The organism is Mycobacterium sp. SMC-21 (assembly GCF_045310825.1).
In the GTDB taxonomy this organism is placed as follows: Bacteria; Actinomycetota; Actinomycetes; order Mycobacteriales; family Mycobacteriaceae; genus Mycobacterium.
Window position 1 is genome coordinate 302,296 of record NZ_JBJIAO010000004.1, and the last position, 15,570, is coordinate 317,865.

A 15,570-nucleotide genomic window follows, 5' to 3' on the forward strand; every position below is an offset into this window, starting at 1 on the left:
TCCACGCACGGTACCGACGGTCCGCACTAGGCTGATCCCCGTGGAACCGGTATATGGCACCGTGATCAAGCTGGCGCGCACGGTGTGGCGGGCGCAGGGTCTGACCTTCACCGTGACGGGCGCGGAGAACCTGCCGGTCAGTGGCGGCGCGGTGGTGGCGATCAACCACACCAGCTACTTCGACTTCACGTTCGCCGGGCTGCCCGCCGTCATGCAGAAGCGCGGCCGCAAGGTGCGGTTCATGGCGAAGAAGGAAGTCTTCGACAACAAGTACGGCGGCTGGCTGATGCGCAAGATGCGCCACATCCCCGTCGACCGCGGCAGCGGCGCGGACTCCTACGCCGAGGCGGTCAAGCAGCTCAAGGCAGGCGAGCTTGTCGGCGTGTACCCCGAGGCCACCATCAGCCGCAGCTTCGAGATCAAGGCGTTCAAGTCGGGCGCGGCCCGCATGGCCATCGAGGCCGACGTGCCGATCGTCCCGCACATCATCTGGGGTGCCCAGCGGATCTGGACCAAGGGTCATCCGCGCAACATGCGCCGTCCCAAGGTGCCCATCTTCATCCACGTCGGTGAGCCCATCTACCCGACGCTGCCCGCCGCCGAGCTGACGGCGCTGCTGCACGCCCGCATGCAGCACCTGCTGTCGGAAGTCCAGGACCGCTACCCCGAACATCCCGCGGGCGAGTTCTGGGTGCCGCACCGGCTGGGCGGCGGCGCGCCGACGCTGGCCGAGGCCGACCAGATGGACCTCGACGAAGCCCGCGAGAAAGCGGCGCGTCGGGCGGCGCGGCAGGCGGAAGGGGCGCCGGAGTAGCGCCATGGAGCCAGTTTTCCGCGGCATCGAGATTGCCGCCAAGGCGGCCGTCGCCGCCACGGGAACCCGGATCACTTACCAAGGGCTGGAACACATTCCGGATACGGGCGGTGCGGTGATCGCGATCAACCACACCGCGTACGTCGACTTCTTGCCGGCCGGGTTGGCCGCCACGCATCGGCGGCGCCGGGTCCGCTTCATGCTCAAGGCCGAGGTGCAGCAGGTGCCGATGGGCAATTTCCTGGTCAAGCGCGCCGGGCTCATCCCCGTCGACCGCAGCTCCGGTGGCGACGCATATCCCATCGCCGTCGAGCGACTGCGCGCCGGGGAACTGGTCGGGGTGTACCCGGAGGCCACGATCAGCCGCAGTTTCGAGCTCAAGGAGTTCAAGACCGGCGTGGCGCGGATGGCGCTCGACGCGCAGGTGCCGATCATCCCGGTGATCGTCTGGGGCGTGCACCGGATGTGGACCAAGGATCACCCGAAGCGGCTGGGGCGCAAGAAGATTCCCGTCATCGTTCGGGTGGGTGCGCCGATCGAGGCGAGCGGTCCTGTCGCGCAGGTGATGGCGACGTTGCAGCAGACGATGACCGAGCAGTTGCACGCCGTCCAGGAGGAGTACCCGCACCCGCCGGGTGAATACTGGGTGCCGAGCCGATTGGGCGGCGGCGCCCCGACGCCCGAGGAGGCCGAAGTGCTGGAGAAGGCCGAGCGGGCCCGCCGGGCAGCTGGGGGCCGGTGATGCTGCCCGCACTGATTGCCACCGACGTCGACGGCACGCTGCTCGACACCCATGAGCGGGTGACGCCGCGGACGCGCGCCGCCGTGCAGGCCGCCGTCGCGAACGGCGCGAAGTTCGTGCTCGCCACCGGCCGGCCGCCACGCTGGATTCCCCCGGTGGTCGACGCCCTGGGACTGTCGCCGATGGCGGTGTGCGCCAACGGCGCGGTGCTCTACGACTCCGCGGCCGACCGGATCGTCTCGGCCCACACCCTGAGCCCGGATGCGTTGGGCGAGTTGGCCGAGATCGCCACCCGGGTGATCCCCGGCGTCGGGCTGGCGGTCGAACGGGTGGGCCGCACCGCGTTCGACGAGTCGATGCCGCAGTTCGCGAGTTCGCCCGGCTACGAGCATGCCTGGCACAACCCGGACAACACCGAGGTCTCGGTCGAGGACATGCTCAGCGTGCCGGCGGTGAAGCTGTTGATCCGCAAGGCCGGCGCGCACAGCGCCGATCTGGCCGCGGCGCTGGCGCCGCACGTCGGCGTCACGGGTGACCTGACCTATTCGACCAACAACGGGCTGATCGAGGTCGTGCCGCTGGGCATCAGCAAGGCGACGGGCGTCGCCGAGATCATCCGGCCGTTGGGCCTCACCGCCGAGGACGTCGTGACGTTCGGCGACATGCCCAACGACATCCCGATGCTGACCTGGGCCGGGCTGGGCGTGGCGATGGGCAATGCGCATCCGGAGGCCCTGGCGGCCGCCGACGAGGTCACCACGACCAACAGTGACGACGGGGTGGCCCGGGTCCTCGAACGCTGGTGGCTCTAGTCCGAGCCCGCTAGCTCTGCATCTCGATCCGGCTGAACCGCTCGAGCTGCACCGGCTCCTGCTTCGGCGGCGGCGGAAGTTCTTGTGGGACACCGTCGATGACGCGCGTCACGGTGCCGTTCTCGCGGTCGAAGTTGAGGGTGCCGTGCTGGAAGTTCTGCACGATCCACTGGGGTTCGGCGATCTCGCCGCTGGTGGGCAGCCCGAGGGCGCCGCGTTCGAAACCCAGTGCGCCCCAGGCGTCGTACAGCGCTCCGGTGAGCGGCTGGGCGCCGGTGTTCGGCGACCAGTACATGGCGCCGTGGTCGAAGGTCGCGTAGCGGGTGTGACCGTCGGCCGCGGCCTCCGGTGAGGTGGCGACACCGAGAGGGCCGGACGCCCCGCCCATCGCCTGCCACTTGTCGAAGATGGCGCCGCCGCGCAGCATGTCCATCGCGCTCAGGGCGCCGGGCGGCGCGGTGAAAGAGGCTGCGATGTCCCGCAATTCGCCCATGGCGGCATAGGCGGCGTTACCCGGGCAGTCGGTGTTGCCGACATCGCGGTGGGTGAAGATCGTCGGCAGCGTCGGCGTCGCGCCGGCGGGGAAGTGGGTGAACGAGCCGCCACCCGACGTCAGCACCACGCTGCCGAGGGGGTTGACGTGGTCCAGGCTCAGCCGCCAGCCGATGAGCCGGCCGGTCATCTTGAGCTGCAACGGCGTCGGGGGCACGGCGTCGAAGTCACCGAGCATGGCCACGCCCCAGGTGTCGACGTTGAAGCCACCGGTGTGCGAGCCCTCCACGGGTCGCGTCATGCCGCCGAACCGGCCCTCGAAGACCTGTCCGTACTTGTCGACCAGGGCGTTGTAAGCGATGTCGCACCAACCCAATTCGCGGGTGTGGTACTCGTAGATCGACCGGACGATGCCCGCGGAATCCTCGGGCGCGTAGTCGTTGCTGCCTGCGGTGTGGTGCACGATGGCCGCGCGCACGCCCGGGTCGTAGACCGGTTGTCCGCAGCGGACGCTCTCGTTGGCGCCCCACTGGGCGCGGCTGATGATGTTGGGCGGCTGGTTGGGCGCCGACACCGCGGTCGGCTGGAACTGCACGTCCGCGGGTGCCTCCGGCGGGCTGATGAGCACCGCTTTCATGCTGGGGCCCAACGGCTTTTCGACGTCGACCGGGCGGTATCCCAGGCCGGGGCCCTGCGGCCGGTCGCCGGCCGGCGGCGTGGCGGCGGCTTCGGCGGGCCGGGTCACCGCGATCTGGACGGTGTTGGTGCGGCCGACGAACACGGGTTCGGTGCCGCGCGTGGTGGCATGCGCTTCCCCGACGCCGTCGGGCGCCTCGACCTCGTACCAGGGGCCCCAGGTTCCGTCGGCCTTCTGGGCGCGCACGCGCGCCGAGGTTCCGGTGAAGTCCGACGCCGTGAGGGCGACCAGGGAGAAGGGCGTGTCCTGGTGAATTTCCCGGACGGTCTGTCCGCCGCCGACGCCGGCCAGTGGCTGCGTGTGGAGCTCGGGTGCGGACGGTTTGTCGTCGGTCAGGCCGGGGATGCCGGGGATGCCGCTGACGGCCAGCGGCACCATCACGACGGTCGCCGCCAGGGCGGACAACAGTATTGACGGTGCGGGACGACGGCGCGGCACAGCGCGAATGTTACGTATGTGTCAGGTGTTACCCGTGTTTCGACACGGATTACTGGGCTGTCAATTCTCTGCAAGACGCCGCAACGGCACCGCAGAGCCTTGTGGCTTCTGCGGTGCCGTCTCGGTTACAGGTCTTCAGTTGTGTATGACAGATGTCACGCGGGGGCCGGCAGTGCCGGTGCGGCCGCAGCGGCTGCCGCGGGGGCGGCCTGGGCGGACTTCACCGCTGACGTGATGGCCGGCACGACCATGCCCTTCAGCAGGTCGATCGCCTGCGTCGCACCCAGCTGGTTGGCCGCGCTGGTCAGGTCGCTGATCAGCCCGCCGCCACCGCTGCTCGGCGCCGCGCCGAGGCCGAGGCCGTCACCGCCACCCAGGCCGACCGACGGGTCGCCGAGGATGGGGTAGCTGCCACCGAGGCCCTGGCCCGGGCCGAGGCCCAGGCTCGCGTTGGGATCGGTCATGGGCATGCCTGCGGTGCCGAGGCCCGCCGGGCTCGCGCTGATCGACGGCGTCGTCAGACCCGTGGCGTTCAGGCCGGGAGCGGTCAACCCGGGCGTGCTCACGCTCGGGAGGGTCGCGCCCTGGGTCGTCAGACCCGCGCTGGGCAGGGCGCCCAGGCCCGGGGTCAGCGATGACGGGCTGGTGGCGCCCAGGCCGGTCGGCGGGGTCAGGCCGGGTGCGGTCGCCCCGGTCGGCGGGGTCAGGCCAGGCGCGGTCAGCCCGGTCGACGGGGTGGTGCCCAGGCCCGGGGTCAGACCGGCCGGCGGAGTGAGCCCACCCGCCGGGGTGAGGCCGGCCGGCGGGGTCAGGCCGGGGGTGGTGCCCAGGCTGGGGCTGGTACCGAGGCCGGGGGTCAGGCCGGTCTGCGGGGTCAGGCCACCGGTCAGCGGGCTGGGGGAGCTCGCGGCTCCGCCCATGAGGTTCGGCAGGTTGACGCCGAACTGGGACAGGCCCTGCGACAGCGCGGACATGACCTCGTTGGGCAGGTCGGTCACGAGCGCGGCCTGGACGAATTCCCGGTGCTGCGGTGTCGGGTTTGCCGGGGTCATCTCGGCGACCGCCACGAGTGCGATCGGACTTGCGACGGCCACGGCGGCGACTGCGCTCATGGCTGTCGAGAGCTTGCGTCGACGTCGGTTAGGCACGGAAGTCTCCTCAATCTGTGGGGTACGGCTCGAGCTGGCTTGCTGAGTCGTCGGTACTGACGCAATCGATGTTAAAGCTGTGATTAGTGGGATTAGAGTGACGATGCGGAATCGTGAGCGAATTGCGACCGGCCCGCGCACTGCCCGACCCGACCGGGTGTTTTCGGGCCGAACGGCCTCTGTCGGATACCCTGAACGCCGATGACCTCCGCTGATTCCCGGGGCGCTGCGACCCAGTCCTCCGGCCCTTATGACCTCATCGTCGTCGGCTCCGGATTCTTCGGACTGACGATTGCCGAGCGCGCGGCAACCCAACTCGACAAGCGGGTGCTGGTCGTCGAGCGCCGTCACCACCTGGGCGGCAACGCCTATTCCGAGGCCGAGCCCGAAACCGGCATCGAGGTGCACAAGTACGGCGCGCACCTGTTCCACAACTCCAATCAGCGGGTGTGGGACTACGTGCGGCAGTTCACCGACTTCACCGGCTACCAGCACCGCGTCTTTGCCATGTACGACGGCCAGGCCTACCAGTTCCCGATGGGGCTGGGTCTGGTGTCGCAGTTCTTCGGGCGCTACTTCAGCCCGGACGAGGCCCGCGCCCTGATCGCCGAGCAATCCGCCGAGATCAACACCGACGACGCGCAGAACCTCGAAGAGAAGGCCATCTCGCTGATCGGCCGGCCGCTCTACGAGGCCTTCGTCAAGGGCTACACCGCCAAGCAGTGGCAGACCGATCCCAAGGATCTGCCCGCGTCGATCATCAGCCGCCTGCCGGTGCGCTACAACTTCGACAACCGCTACTTCAACGACACCTACGAGGGTCTGCCGGTCGACGGGTACACCGCCTGGCTGGAGAACATGGCCGCCGACGAGCGCATCGACGTGGTGCTGAACACCGACTGGTTCGACGTGCGCGACCGGCTGCGGGCCGAGAACCCCGACGCGCCGGTGTTGTACACCGGCCCGCTCGACCGCTACTTCGACTACTCCGAGGGGCGGCTGGGCTGGCGCACCCTGGACTTCGAGATGGAAGTGCTGCCCATCGGGGACTTCCAGGGCACGCCCGTCATGAACTACAACGATCCCGACGTGCCCTTCACCCGCATCCACGAGTTCCGGCACTTCCACCCCGAGCGGGATTACCCGACCGACAAGACCGTCATCATGCGGGAGTACTCGCGCTTCGCCAACGACGACGATGAGCCGTACTACCCGATCAACACCGATTCGGATCGCGCGATCCTGGCGGCCTACCGCGCCAGGGCCAAGGCCGAAACCGAGGAGAACCGGGTGCTGTTCGGGGGCCGGTTGGGCACCTATCAGTACCTCGACATGCACATGGCCATCGCCAGTGCGCTGAACATGTACGACAACGTGCTGATGCCGCATCTTCGTGACGGCGTGGCACTCGCCGGTGCAGAAAGTAGCTGAAGACCATGAGCGACATCCCATCCGGCGCACTGGCGTCGGGAGAGTCCCGTGCGGTGAGCCTGCTGTCGCGGGTCATCCTGCCCCGTCCGGGTGAGCCCCTCGACGTCCGCAAGCTGTACATCGAGGAGTCGTCCACCAACGCCCGGCGCGCGCACGCCCCGACCCGCACCACCCTGGAAATCGGTGGGGAGTCCGAGGTTTCGTTCGCCACCTACTTCAACGCGTTCCCGGCCAGCTACTGGCGGCGCTGGACGATCCTGACGTCGGTGGTGCTGCGCGTCGAGCTGACCGGCAGCGCCCGTGTCGACGTCTACCGGTCGAAGGCGACCGGCGCGCGAATCACCGTGGGCGGCAGCGAGATCGCCAGTGGTGAGGACGGCCTCCCGGCGGTGGTCGAGTTCGAGATCGGCCTGGAGCCGTTCGAGGACGGCGGCTGGATCTGGTTCGACATCACCACCGACAGCGCGGTGACGGTGCACAACGCCGGGTGGTACGCCCCCGTGGAAGCGCCGGGCCGCGCGAACATCACCGTCGGTATCCCGACCTTCAACCGCCCGGCGGACGCCGTCAACGCCCTCGCGGCGCTGACGTCGGATCCGTTGGTGGACAAGGTGATCGGTGCGGTCGTCGTGTCCGATCAGGGCGCCAACAAGGTCAAGGACCACCCCGACTTCGCGGCGGCCGCGGCGCCGCTGGCCGACCGGCTGGCCATCCACAACCAGCCGAACCTCGGTGGCTCCGGCGGCTACAGCCGCGTCATGTACGAAGCGCTGAAACACACTGACTGCGAACAGATTCTGTTCATGGACGACGACATCCGCGTCGAGCCCGACTCGATCCTGCGGGCGCTGGCGTTCAACCGGTTCGCCAAGACGCCGACCCTGGTCGGCGGCCAGATGCTCAACCTGCAGGAACCCTCGCACCTGCACGTCATGGGCGAGATGGTCGATTCGGCGAACTTCATGTGGACGCACGCCATCAACGCCGAGTACGACCACAACTTCGCGAAGTACCCCCTCGCCGACGAGGAGGAGTACCGCAGCCGGATCCTGCACCGCCGCATCGACGTCGATTACAACGGCTGGTGGATGTGCATGATCCCGCGCGCGGTGGCCGAGGAACTCGGTCAGCCGCTGCCGCTGTTCATCAAGTGGGACGACGCAGACTACGGCCTGCGTGCCGGCGAGCACGGCTACCCGACGGTGACCCTGCCGGGGGCGGCGATCTGGCACATGGCGTGGAGCGACAAGGACGACGCCATCGACTGGCAGGCGTACTTCCACCTGCGCAACCGCCTCGTCGTGGCGGCGCTGCACTGGGACGGCAACATCCGTGGCCTGGTGGCGAGCCACTTCAAGGCGACCATGAAACACCTTCTGTGCCTTGAGTATTCGACGGTGGCCATCCAGAACCGGGCGATGGACGACTTCCTCGCCGGGCCGGACAACCTGTTCACCATCCTCGAGTCCGCGCTGCCCGAGGTGCGCGCCATGCGTGCCGAGTACCCGGACGCGGTGGTGCTGGAGAGCGCGACCTCGTTGCCCGCGCCGTCGGACAAGAAGTGGCGCCGCAAGGTCAAGATTCCCACCAGCTTGCCCGCCATCGCGGTCCGGCTCACCCGCGGCGTCGTGAACCAGCTCAAGCCGCACGACCCGGAACACCATGTGCGGCCGCAGATCAACGTCGCGACGCAGGATGCCCGCTGGTTCTCGCTGTGCATGGTCGACGGTGTCACCGTCACCACCGCCGACGGCCGCGGTGTCGTCTACCGCCAGCGCGACCGCGAGAAGATGTTCGAGTTGCTGCGTGAGTCGCTCAAGCGTCAGGCGCTGCTGGTCCGCAAGTTCAACCGCATGCGGAAGGTGTACCGCAACGCCCTGCCGGAGCTGACGAGCAAGGAAAAGTGGGAGACCGTGCTGCTGGCCTCCCAGCCCGAGTCGGCTGGTGCCCGGTGAGCCTCGAAGGTATCGAGGGTGATGCCATCGCCAGTGCGCCGCGCGGCGAGGACGCCATCCTGGTCGGTGTCCAGTCCGCGCTGACCGGTCGTCCCGGCGTCCTTGCCGGCGCCCGGGCGCTGTCGTACTTCGGTGAGCACAGCCTGGGCTGGTTCGCCGTGTGCGGTCTGGGCGCGCTGCTGCAGCCGCAGCGCCGCCGGGCCTGGGTGACGGCCGGTGTCGGCACGTTCCTCGCCCATGCGGCCGCCGTCCTGATCAAGCGGGTGGTGAAGCGCGAACGCCCGCAGCACCCGGCCATCGCCGTCAACGTCGGCACCCCGAGCCGGCTGAGCTTCCCGTCGGCGCATGCGACGTCGACGACCGCCGCCGCGATCCTGATCGGCCGGGCCACGGGCCTGTCGCTGCCGTGGTTCCTGGTACCGCCGATGGCGTTGTCCCGCTTGGTTCTCGGCGTGCACTACCCCAGTGATGTGCTCACCGGTGTCGTGGTGGGAACCGTGGTCGCCGAATCAGTCGGGGCGGTTTCGGAGCGAACTGCCAAGCGCGAACCGAAGGCTGGGGTATGACCGAACAGACGCAGGAGCTGGGGCCGCCGAAGAATCTGGCCGCCGGCATCGTCAAGGCGCTGCGGCCGCGGCAATGGGTGAAGAACGTCCTGGTTCTGGCCGCACCGCTGGCGTCGCTCGGCGTCGGGGCCCACTACAGCTACAGCGAGGTTTTCAAGGCCGTCGGTGTCGCGTTCGTGGTGTTCTGTATGGCCGCGTCGTGTATCTACCTCATCAACGATGCCCGTGACGTCGAGGCCGACCGGGTCCACCCGACCAAGCAATACCGGCCCATCGCCGCCGGTGTCGTCTCGGTACAGCTGGCCTACTCGCTGGCCGTCGTGCTCGGTGTCGGCTCGCTGGCCATCTCGTGGTGGCTCACGCCCAGCCTGGCGATCGTCATGGCGGTGTATCTCGCGACGCAGCTGGCTTACTGCTTCGGTCTGAAACATCAAGCGGTGCTGGACATCTGCATCAATTCGTCGGGATTCCTGATCCGCGCCATCGCCGGTGGCGCGGCCGCCGGCATCCCGCTGTCCAAGTGGTTCCTGCTGGTGTTCGCGTTCGGCTCGCTGTTCATGTCGGCCGGAAAGCGTTACGCCGAACTGCAACTCGCCGAACGCACCGGCGCCAAGATCCGTAAGGCGCTGGAGTCCTACACCAGCAGCTACCTGCGGTTCGTCTGGACGCTGTCGGCGACGGCCGTGGTGCTCTGCTACGGCCTGTGGGCCTTCGAGGGCAACAAGGGCCCGTGGTTCGCCGTGTCGATGGTGCCGTTCACCGTCGCGATCCTGCGCTACGCCGTCGATGTCGACAGCGGAGCAGCGGGTGAACCCGAGGAGATCGTGCTGAACGACCGCGTGTTGCAGCTGCTGGGCGTCGCCCTGGTCGCCACGCTGGTCGCCGCGATTCTGCCCGGACTGGTCCGGTGATCGACTCGCCCGCTCGGCAATTGCTGCGCGGGCCGGTCTTCCCGTATGGCCGGGCCGCGCGGATCAGCCTGTGGTTGAGCGTCGCGGTGTCTGCCGCGTTGTTCGGCTGGGGCGCCTGGCAGCGCCGGTGGATCGCGGACGACGGCCTCATCGTGCTGCGTACGGTGCGAAACCTGTTGGCCGGCAACGGTCCCGTCTTCAACGTCGGTGAGCGCGTCGAGTCCAACACGTCGACGCTGTGGACCTATCTGGTCACCCTCGGGGCCTGGATCGGCGGCTCGGTGCAGCTCGAGTACGTGGTCCTGGCATTGGCGCTGACGCTGAGCGTGGCGGGCCTGGTCTTCGCGATGCTCGGCACCGGCCGGCTGTACGCCCCCGGACTGCGGGGGCGTCGCGCGCTGTTGGTGCCGGCCGGCGCCCTCGTCTACATGGCCGTGCCGCCGGCGCGTGACTTCGCGACGTCGGGCCTGGAGAACGGCCTGATCATGGCCTACCTGGGGCTGCTCTGGTGGATGATGGTGTGCTGGTCGCAGGCCTTGGCCGTGGCCCCGCCCGAGGCCCGCGAAGCCGATGCCAACGCCACCAGCGCCCGGTTCGACGGCGCCCTGGCCTGTCTGGCCGGCCTGTCGGTCCTGGTGCGGCCCGAACTCGCCCTGATCGGCGGGGTGGCCCTCGTCATGCAACTGGTCGCGGCCCGGGGCCGGCGCCGCCGCCTCGTCATCGTGGTGGCCGGCGGCCTGCTCCCGATCGCCTACGAGATCTTCCGGATGGGCTACTACGGCCTGTTGGTGCCCATCACCGCGCTGGCCAAGGACGCCACCGGCTCCAAGTGGCAGCAGGGGTTCGTCTACCTCGGCAACTTCAACCGGCCCTACCTGTTGTGGATCCCCGCGGTGCTGACCGTGGCGCTGGCGATTGTGTTGTTCGTCACTCACAGCCGGCCCTGGTGGGGCCAGACGGCCCCGCGCGGCTACAGCTCGCTGGCCCGCCGGGTTCAAAGTCCCACTGCCGTAGTGATTTTCATGGCCGGCAGCGGCCTGGTGCAGGGGCTGTACTGGCTGCGTCAGGGCGGCGACTTCATGCACGGCCGGGTGTTGCTGGTTCCGCTGTTCTGCCTGGTCATCCCGGTTGCGGTGATTCCGATCGTGCTTCCCGACGGCAAGAACATCGCCCGCGAGGTCGGCTACGCGCTGGCCGGCACGACGGCGGCCCTGTGGCTGGCGGTGGTCGGCTGGTCGCTGTGGGCGGCCAACTCGCCGGGCCTCGGATACGACGCCACCCGCGTGACCTACTCGGGAATCGTCGACGAACGGCGCTTCTATTCGCAGGCCACCGGGCATGCGCATCCGCTGACGGCCGCGGACTACCTGGACTACCCGCGCATGCGAGCGGTGCTGGCGGCCATCGACAACACCCCGGTCGGTGCGCTGCTGCTGCCGTCGGGCAACTACGACCAGTGGGACGTGGTTCCGGCCATGCCGCCGCCGGTTCCGGACCCGACGTCGCCGCCGCCGCCGAACTGGTTCGAAAAAGGTCCACACACAGTCTTTTTCACCAACCTGGGCATGATGGGCATGAACCTGCCGCTCGAGGTCCGGGTGATCGACCAGATCGGGCTGGCCAACCCGCTGGCCGCGCACACGGCACGGCTGGACGACGCGCGCATCGGTCACGACAAGGATCTGTTCCCGGACTGGGCGGTGGCCGAGGGGCCGTTCCTGCGCAAGCGCCCGTGGATTCCGACGTATCTCGACGAGGACTGGGTGGCCCAAGCAGCGGTCGCGCTGACATGCCCGGAGACCGAGACGATGCTGAGCTCGGTGCGCGCCCCGATGGGCGTTCACCGCTTCATGTCAAATCTGGTACACGCGTTCACATTTACGCGTTACCGGATCGATCGCGTGCCGTTATACGAGTTGTACAGGTGCAAGCTCGATGTGCCTCCGAGGCTGTCGACCCCTTACACTGGCTTACCGGCTACCGGTCCGTAGTTTCAGCGCATGAGCGCTGGCACGGTCTGAAGCGTAGGTAACGCCGGGGAACCATGCGGCGATAACCACTCGGGCGTGTGCGCCCGGCCTGATCGTCACCTCAACGGCAGAGGCGGTGATGAGGGTTGTCCGTACGCCGTCATAGGAAAGATTAGGGAGCGGTATGAGTTTCGTTGGGAAGATGCGGTCGATGGCCAAGGCCATGCCGCGCCGGATGGCGGTTGCGGCCGTTGCCGCGGCAGCGCTGCCCGGTCTTGTCGGGGTCGTCGGTGAAACGGCGACTGCAGGGGCTTTCTCGCGTCCCGGTCTGCCGGTTGAGTACCTGCAGGTTCCGTCCGCGGCCATGGGTCGCGACATCAAGATCCAGTTCCAGAGTGGTGGCGCGGGCTCGCCGGCCGTGTACATGCTGGACGGTCTGCGTGCGCAGGACGACTACAACGGCTGGGACATCAACACCGCCGCCTTCGAGTGGTACAACGGCTCGGGCATCTCGATGGTCATGCCCGTCGGTGGCCAGTCCAGCTTCTACAGCGACTGGTACAAGCCGGCGTGCGGCAAGTCGGGCTGCCAGACCTACAAGTGGGAGACCTTCCTGACCCAGGAGCTGCCCGCTTACCTGCAGGCCAACAAGTCGGTCAAGCCGACCGGTGGCGCTGCTGTCGGTCTGTCGATGGCCGGCTCGGCCGCGATGACCCTCGCCATCTACCACCCGCAGCAGTTCATCTACGCGGGCTCGATGTCGGGCTTCCTGAACCTGTCCGAGGGCTGGTGGCCGTTCCTGGTCAACATCTCGATGGGTGACGCCGGCGGCTACAAGGCCGACGACATGTGGGGCTCCACTGGCGACCCGAACAACGCCTGGAAGCGCAACGACCCGTTCGTGAACATCGGCACCCTGGTGGCGAACAACACCCGTCTGTGGGTCTACTGCGGCGACGGCAACCCGAGCGACCTGGGCGGCGACAACGTGCCGGCCAAGTTCCTGGAGGGCCTGACCATCCGCACCAACCGCACCTTCCAGCAGACCTACCTGGCTGCCGGTGGCACCAACGGTGTGTTCAACTTCCCCAACAGCGGCACCCACGACTGGGGCTACTGGGGCCAGCAGCTGCAGGCCATGAAGCCTGACCTGCAGCGTGTGCTGGGTGCTTCGGGACAGGCGTAACACGCTCATCCTGAGGTAAATCCTCTGGCAACAACTCGCACTGGCGGCGGCGACCTTGACGGGTCGTCGCCGCCAGTCGTTTACGGCGGCGTAGCCGAACATCACCCCATCCGCTGGCAACGTTCCCTCCCTTTGTCCGGGACAGCCGTCGAGGTGATGTGGTTCACTACAACGCGGGTTCAGGACGCTCGACGATCACGACAGGTGAGGTTGGTTATGGGGCTGCAGGCAATGTTCCGGACGATGGCCGCGACGGCGGCGGCGGTAGTGCTCGCCGGCGGCCTCCTGACGGGCACCGGAACGGCCCGCGCCGCGGGTGTCGAGACGTTGATGGTGCCCTCGGCCGCGATGGGCCGCGACATCCCGGTGACGTTCCAGGCCGGTGGCCCGCACGCGGTCTATCTGCTCGATGCCTTCAACGCCGGCCCGGATGTGAGCAACTGGGTCACCGCGGGCAACGCCATGGGCACCCTCGCCGGTAAGGGCATCTCGGTGGTCGCCCCGGCCGGCGGCGCGTTCAGCTTCTACACCAACTGGGAGCAGGACGGCAGCAAGCAGTGGGAGACGTTCCTGAGCCAGGAGCTGCCGGACTATCTGGCCGCCACCAAGGGCCTGGCCCCCAACGGCCACGGCGTCGTCGGCGCGGCCCAGGGCGGCACCGCGGCCCTGACGCTGGCCGAGTTCCACCCGGACCGGTTCCGCTTCGCGGGCTCGCTGTCGGGCTTCCTGACCCCGTCGGCGACGACGTTCAACGGCGCCATCACCGCCGGCATGCGTGAGTTCGGCGGCGTGGACACCTACGGCATGTGGGGCGCCCCGCAGCTGGGCCGCTGGAAGTGGCACGACCCGGATGTGCACGTGAGCCTGCTGAACCAGAACAACACCCGGATCTGGGTGTTCAGCCCGTCGACGGTCACCTGCAGTGACCCGGCCGCGATGATCGGTTACTGCGACCAGGCGCAGGGCAGCAACCGCGCCTTCTACGCGCATTACCGCAGCGTGGGCGGCCACAACGGGCACTTCGACTTCCCCGACGGCCCGCAGCACGACTGGGGCAGCTGGAGTGGTCAGCTCGGTGCCATGTCGGGCGAACTGGTGAGCGTCATCCGCTAGCCCAACCGGAGTGATCTTGCCGACGGAACGCGCCGGCGTGACCAGTCCGTGACGCCTGCTGACTAGATTCGGATGGCAACCGCTTGATTCAGCCCGCAGGAGACCTCACACCACATGGCCACCAACAATCGCCGCCGCCGCCATCGCATCCTCGCCATTGCCGCGGCGGGTGCGGTGGCACTGCTGGTCATCGTGGTCGCGTTCGCGATCGTGGTGTGGCTGCGTCAGCCCGGTGAGATCCCGGGGCCGACGCCGCCCTCGGCGCAGCCGCCGACGTCCGGTCCCAGCGCGAAGCCGTCCAAGCCGCGGCCGGCGTACCAGTCGGCCGACTGCCCCGATGTGCAGCTGATCTCGATCCCGGGCACCTGGGAGTCCTCACGGGCGCTCGACCCGCTGAACCCGACGCCGTCGTTCCCGATCGCGCTGCTGCTGAACGTCAGCAACCCGCTCGGCCAGCAGTTCGGTGCCGACCGGTTGGCGCAGTACACGGTGCCCTACACCGCGCAGTTCCATAACCCGCTGGCCGCGGACAATCAGATGTCGTACAACGACAGCCGCGAAGAGGGCAAGAAGAAGGCCGTCGAAGCCATCACGGACATCAACAACCGCTGCCCGCTGACGAGCTTCGTCATCATCGGCTTCTCACAGGGCGCGGTGATCGCCGGCGACATCGCCAGTGACATCGGCAACGGCCGCGGTCCCATCGACCAGGACCTCGTGCTCGGCGTGACGTTGATCGCCGACGGCCGGCGCCAGCCCAATGTCGGCAAGGACATCGGTCCGAACCCGCCGGGACAGGGCGCCGAGATCACGCTGCACGAACTGCCGCTCGGCATGCTCGGGCTGAACATGACGGGACCGCGCGTCGGCGGCTTCGGTGCGCTCAACGACCGGGTCAACGAGATCTGCGGAAAGGGCGACCTGATCTGCGCCGCGCCGACCGAGGCGTTCAACGTCGTCAACCTGCCCAGCACGCTCGCCACGCTGTCGGGCAGCGCCGCGGGACCGGTGCACGCGCTGTACAACACGCCGCAGTTCTGGACGCTCGACGGCCAGACCTCCACACAGTGGACGCTGAACTGGGCCAAGGACCTCGTCGACAACGCGCCGCACCCCAAACACGGCTGACATCACTTGTTGGCTACTGGCGAGTACAAAACCGGTGGGGCGATTTGGCCTGCGAATTCGCGTCACCTAACATTAAGAGATAGCTAAGAGCACGGTCTTATCATTGACTGGGCATCTTGGGGTGGCATATCGCTACTGCCCGGTACCATTTGCCGGGATTTGGCGTG

Annotated in this window: 13 protein-coding genes; 11 read left to right on the forward strand and 2 right to left on the reverse strand. The window is 68.2% G+C overall.

The annotated features are described in order from the left end of the window. Nucleotides 1–40: 40 nt before the first annotated feature. The 3 genes from ACJH6H_RS07075 to ACJH6H_RS07085 are packed head-to-tail and all read left to right on the forward strand — an operon-like array spanning nt 41 to nt 2,368. Nucleotides 41–814, forward strand: coding sequence for a 1-acyl-sn-glycerol-3-phosphate acyltransferase (locus tag ACJH6H_RS07075; RefSeq protein ID WP_212807550.1), 774 nt, complete (start codon nt 41–43; stop codon nt 812–814). Between the two features lie 4 nt (nt 815–818). Continuing rightward, nucleotides 819–1,556, forward strand: a complete 738-nt coding sequence (locus ACJH6H_RS07080) for a 1-acyl-sn-glycerol-3-phosphate acyltransferase (protein WP_212807548.1) — start codon at nt 819–821, stop codon at nt 1,554–1,556. After that, complete coding sequence (locus tag ACJH6H_RS07085; RefSeq protein ID WP_212807546.1) at nt 1,556–2,368, forward strand: HAD family hydrolase; 813 nt, start codon at nt 1,556–1,558, stop codon at nt 2,366–2,368. Before ACJH6H_RS07080 ends, ACJH6H_RS07085 begins: the two co-directional genes overlap by 1 nt. A gap of 10 nt (nt 2,369–2,378) precedes the next feature. On the opposite strand, the gene ACJH6H_RS07090 is transcribed toward ACJH6H_RS07085, so the two are convergent. Continuing rightward, entirely contained in the window at nt 2,379–3,995 is a 1,617-nt protein-coding gene (locus ACJH6H_RS07090; protein ID WP_212807544.1) for an N-acetylmuramoyl-L-alanine amidase, read from the reverse strand. A gap of 155 nt (nt 3,996–4,150) precedes the next feature. After that, the gene (locus tag ACJH6H_RS07095) at nt 4,151–5,143 is read right to left on the reverse strand and encodes a hypothetical protein (protein ID WP_212807542.1); all 993 of its coding nucleotides are present in this window, start codon (nt 5,141–5,143) and stop codon (nt 4,151–4,153) included. Nucleotides 5,144–5,344: 201 nt separating this feature from the next. Between ACJH6H_RS07095 and glf the strand changes: the two genes are divergently transcribed. The 8 genes from glf to ACJH6H_RS07135 all read left to right on the forward strand — a co-directional run bounded on the left by glf (nt 5,345) and on the right by ACJH6H_RS07135 (nt 15,403). After that, nucleotides 5,345–6,574 carry a UDP-galactopyranose mutase gene (glf, locus tag ACJH6H_RS07100; protein WP_212807540.1) on the forward strand — a complete coding sequence of 410 codons (1,230 nt, stop codon included), beginning with the start codon at nt 5,345–5,347 and terminating at the stop codon, nt 6,572–6,574. Nucleotides 6,575–6,579: 5 nt separating this feature from the next. Next, nucleotides 6,580–8,529 carry a glycosyltransferase gene (locus ACJH6H_RS07105; protein ID WP_212807538.1) on the forward strand — a complete coding sequence of 650 codons (1,950 nt, stop codon included), beginning with the start codon at nt 6,580–6,582 and terminating at the stop codon, nt 8,527–8,529. 26 nt (nt 8,530–8,555) lie between these two features. Next, complete coding sequence (locus ACJH6H_RS07110) at nt 8,556–9,095, forward strand: phosphatase PAP2 family protein (protein WP_212814508.1); 540 nt, start codon at nt 8,556–8,558, stop codon at nt 9,093–9,095. After that, the gene (locus tag ACJH6H_RS07115; RefSeq protein ID WP_212807536.1) at nt 9,092–10,006 is read left to right on the forward strand and encodes a decaprenyl-phosphate phosphoribosyltransferase; all 915 of its coding nucleotides are present in this window, start codon (nt 9,092–9,094) and stop codon (nt 10,004–10,006) included. Before ACJH6H_RS07110 ends, ACJH6H_RS07115 begins: the two co-directional genes overlap by 4 nt. Continuing rightward, nucleotides 10,003–11,997 (forward strand): flagellar motor control protein ZomB, encoded by a 1,995-nt coding sequence (zomB, locus tag ACJH6H_RS07120; protein WP_371824498.1) that lies wholly within the window; start codon nt 10,003–10,005, stop codon nt 11,995–11,997. Before ACJH6H_RS07115 ends, zomB begins: the two co-directional genes overlap by 4 nt. Before the next feature lie 163 nt (nt 11,998–12,160). Next, nucleotides 12,161–13,162 carry an esterase family protein gene (locus tag ACJH6H_RS07125; RefSeq protein ID WP_133426184.1) on the forward strand — a complete coding sequence of 334 codons (1,002 nt, stop codon included), beginning with the start codon at nt 12,161–12,163 and terminating at the stop codon, nt 13,160–13,162. A 243-nt stretch (nt 13,163–13,405) separates the two neighbouring features. Then, nucleotides 13,406–14,275, forward strand: coding sequence for an alpha/beta hydrolase-fold protein (locus ACJH6H_RS07130; protein ID WP_406774526.1), 870 nt, complete (start codon nt 13,406–13,408; stop codon nt 14,273–14,275). 114 nt (nt 14,276–14,389) lie between these two features. Next, entirely contained in the window at nt 14,390–15,403 is a 1,014-nt protein-coding gene (locus ACJH6H_RS07135; RefSeq protein WP_212807532.1) for a cutinase family protein, read from the forward strand. Nucleotides 15,404–15,570: the final 167 nt, after the last annotated feature.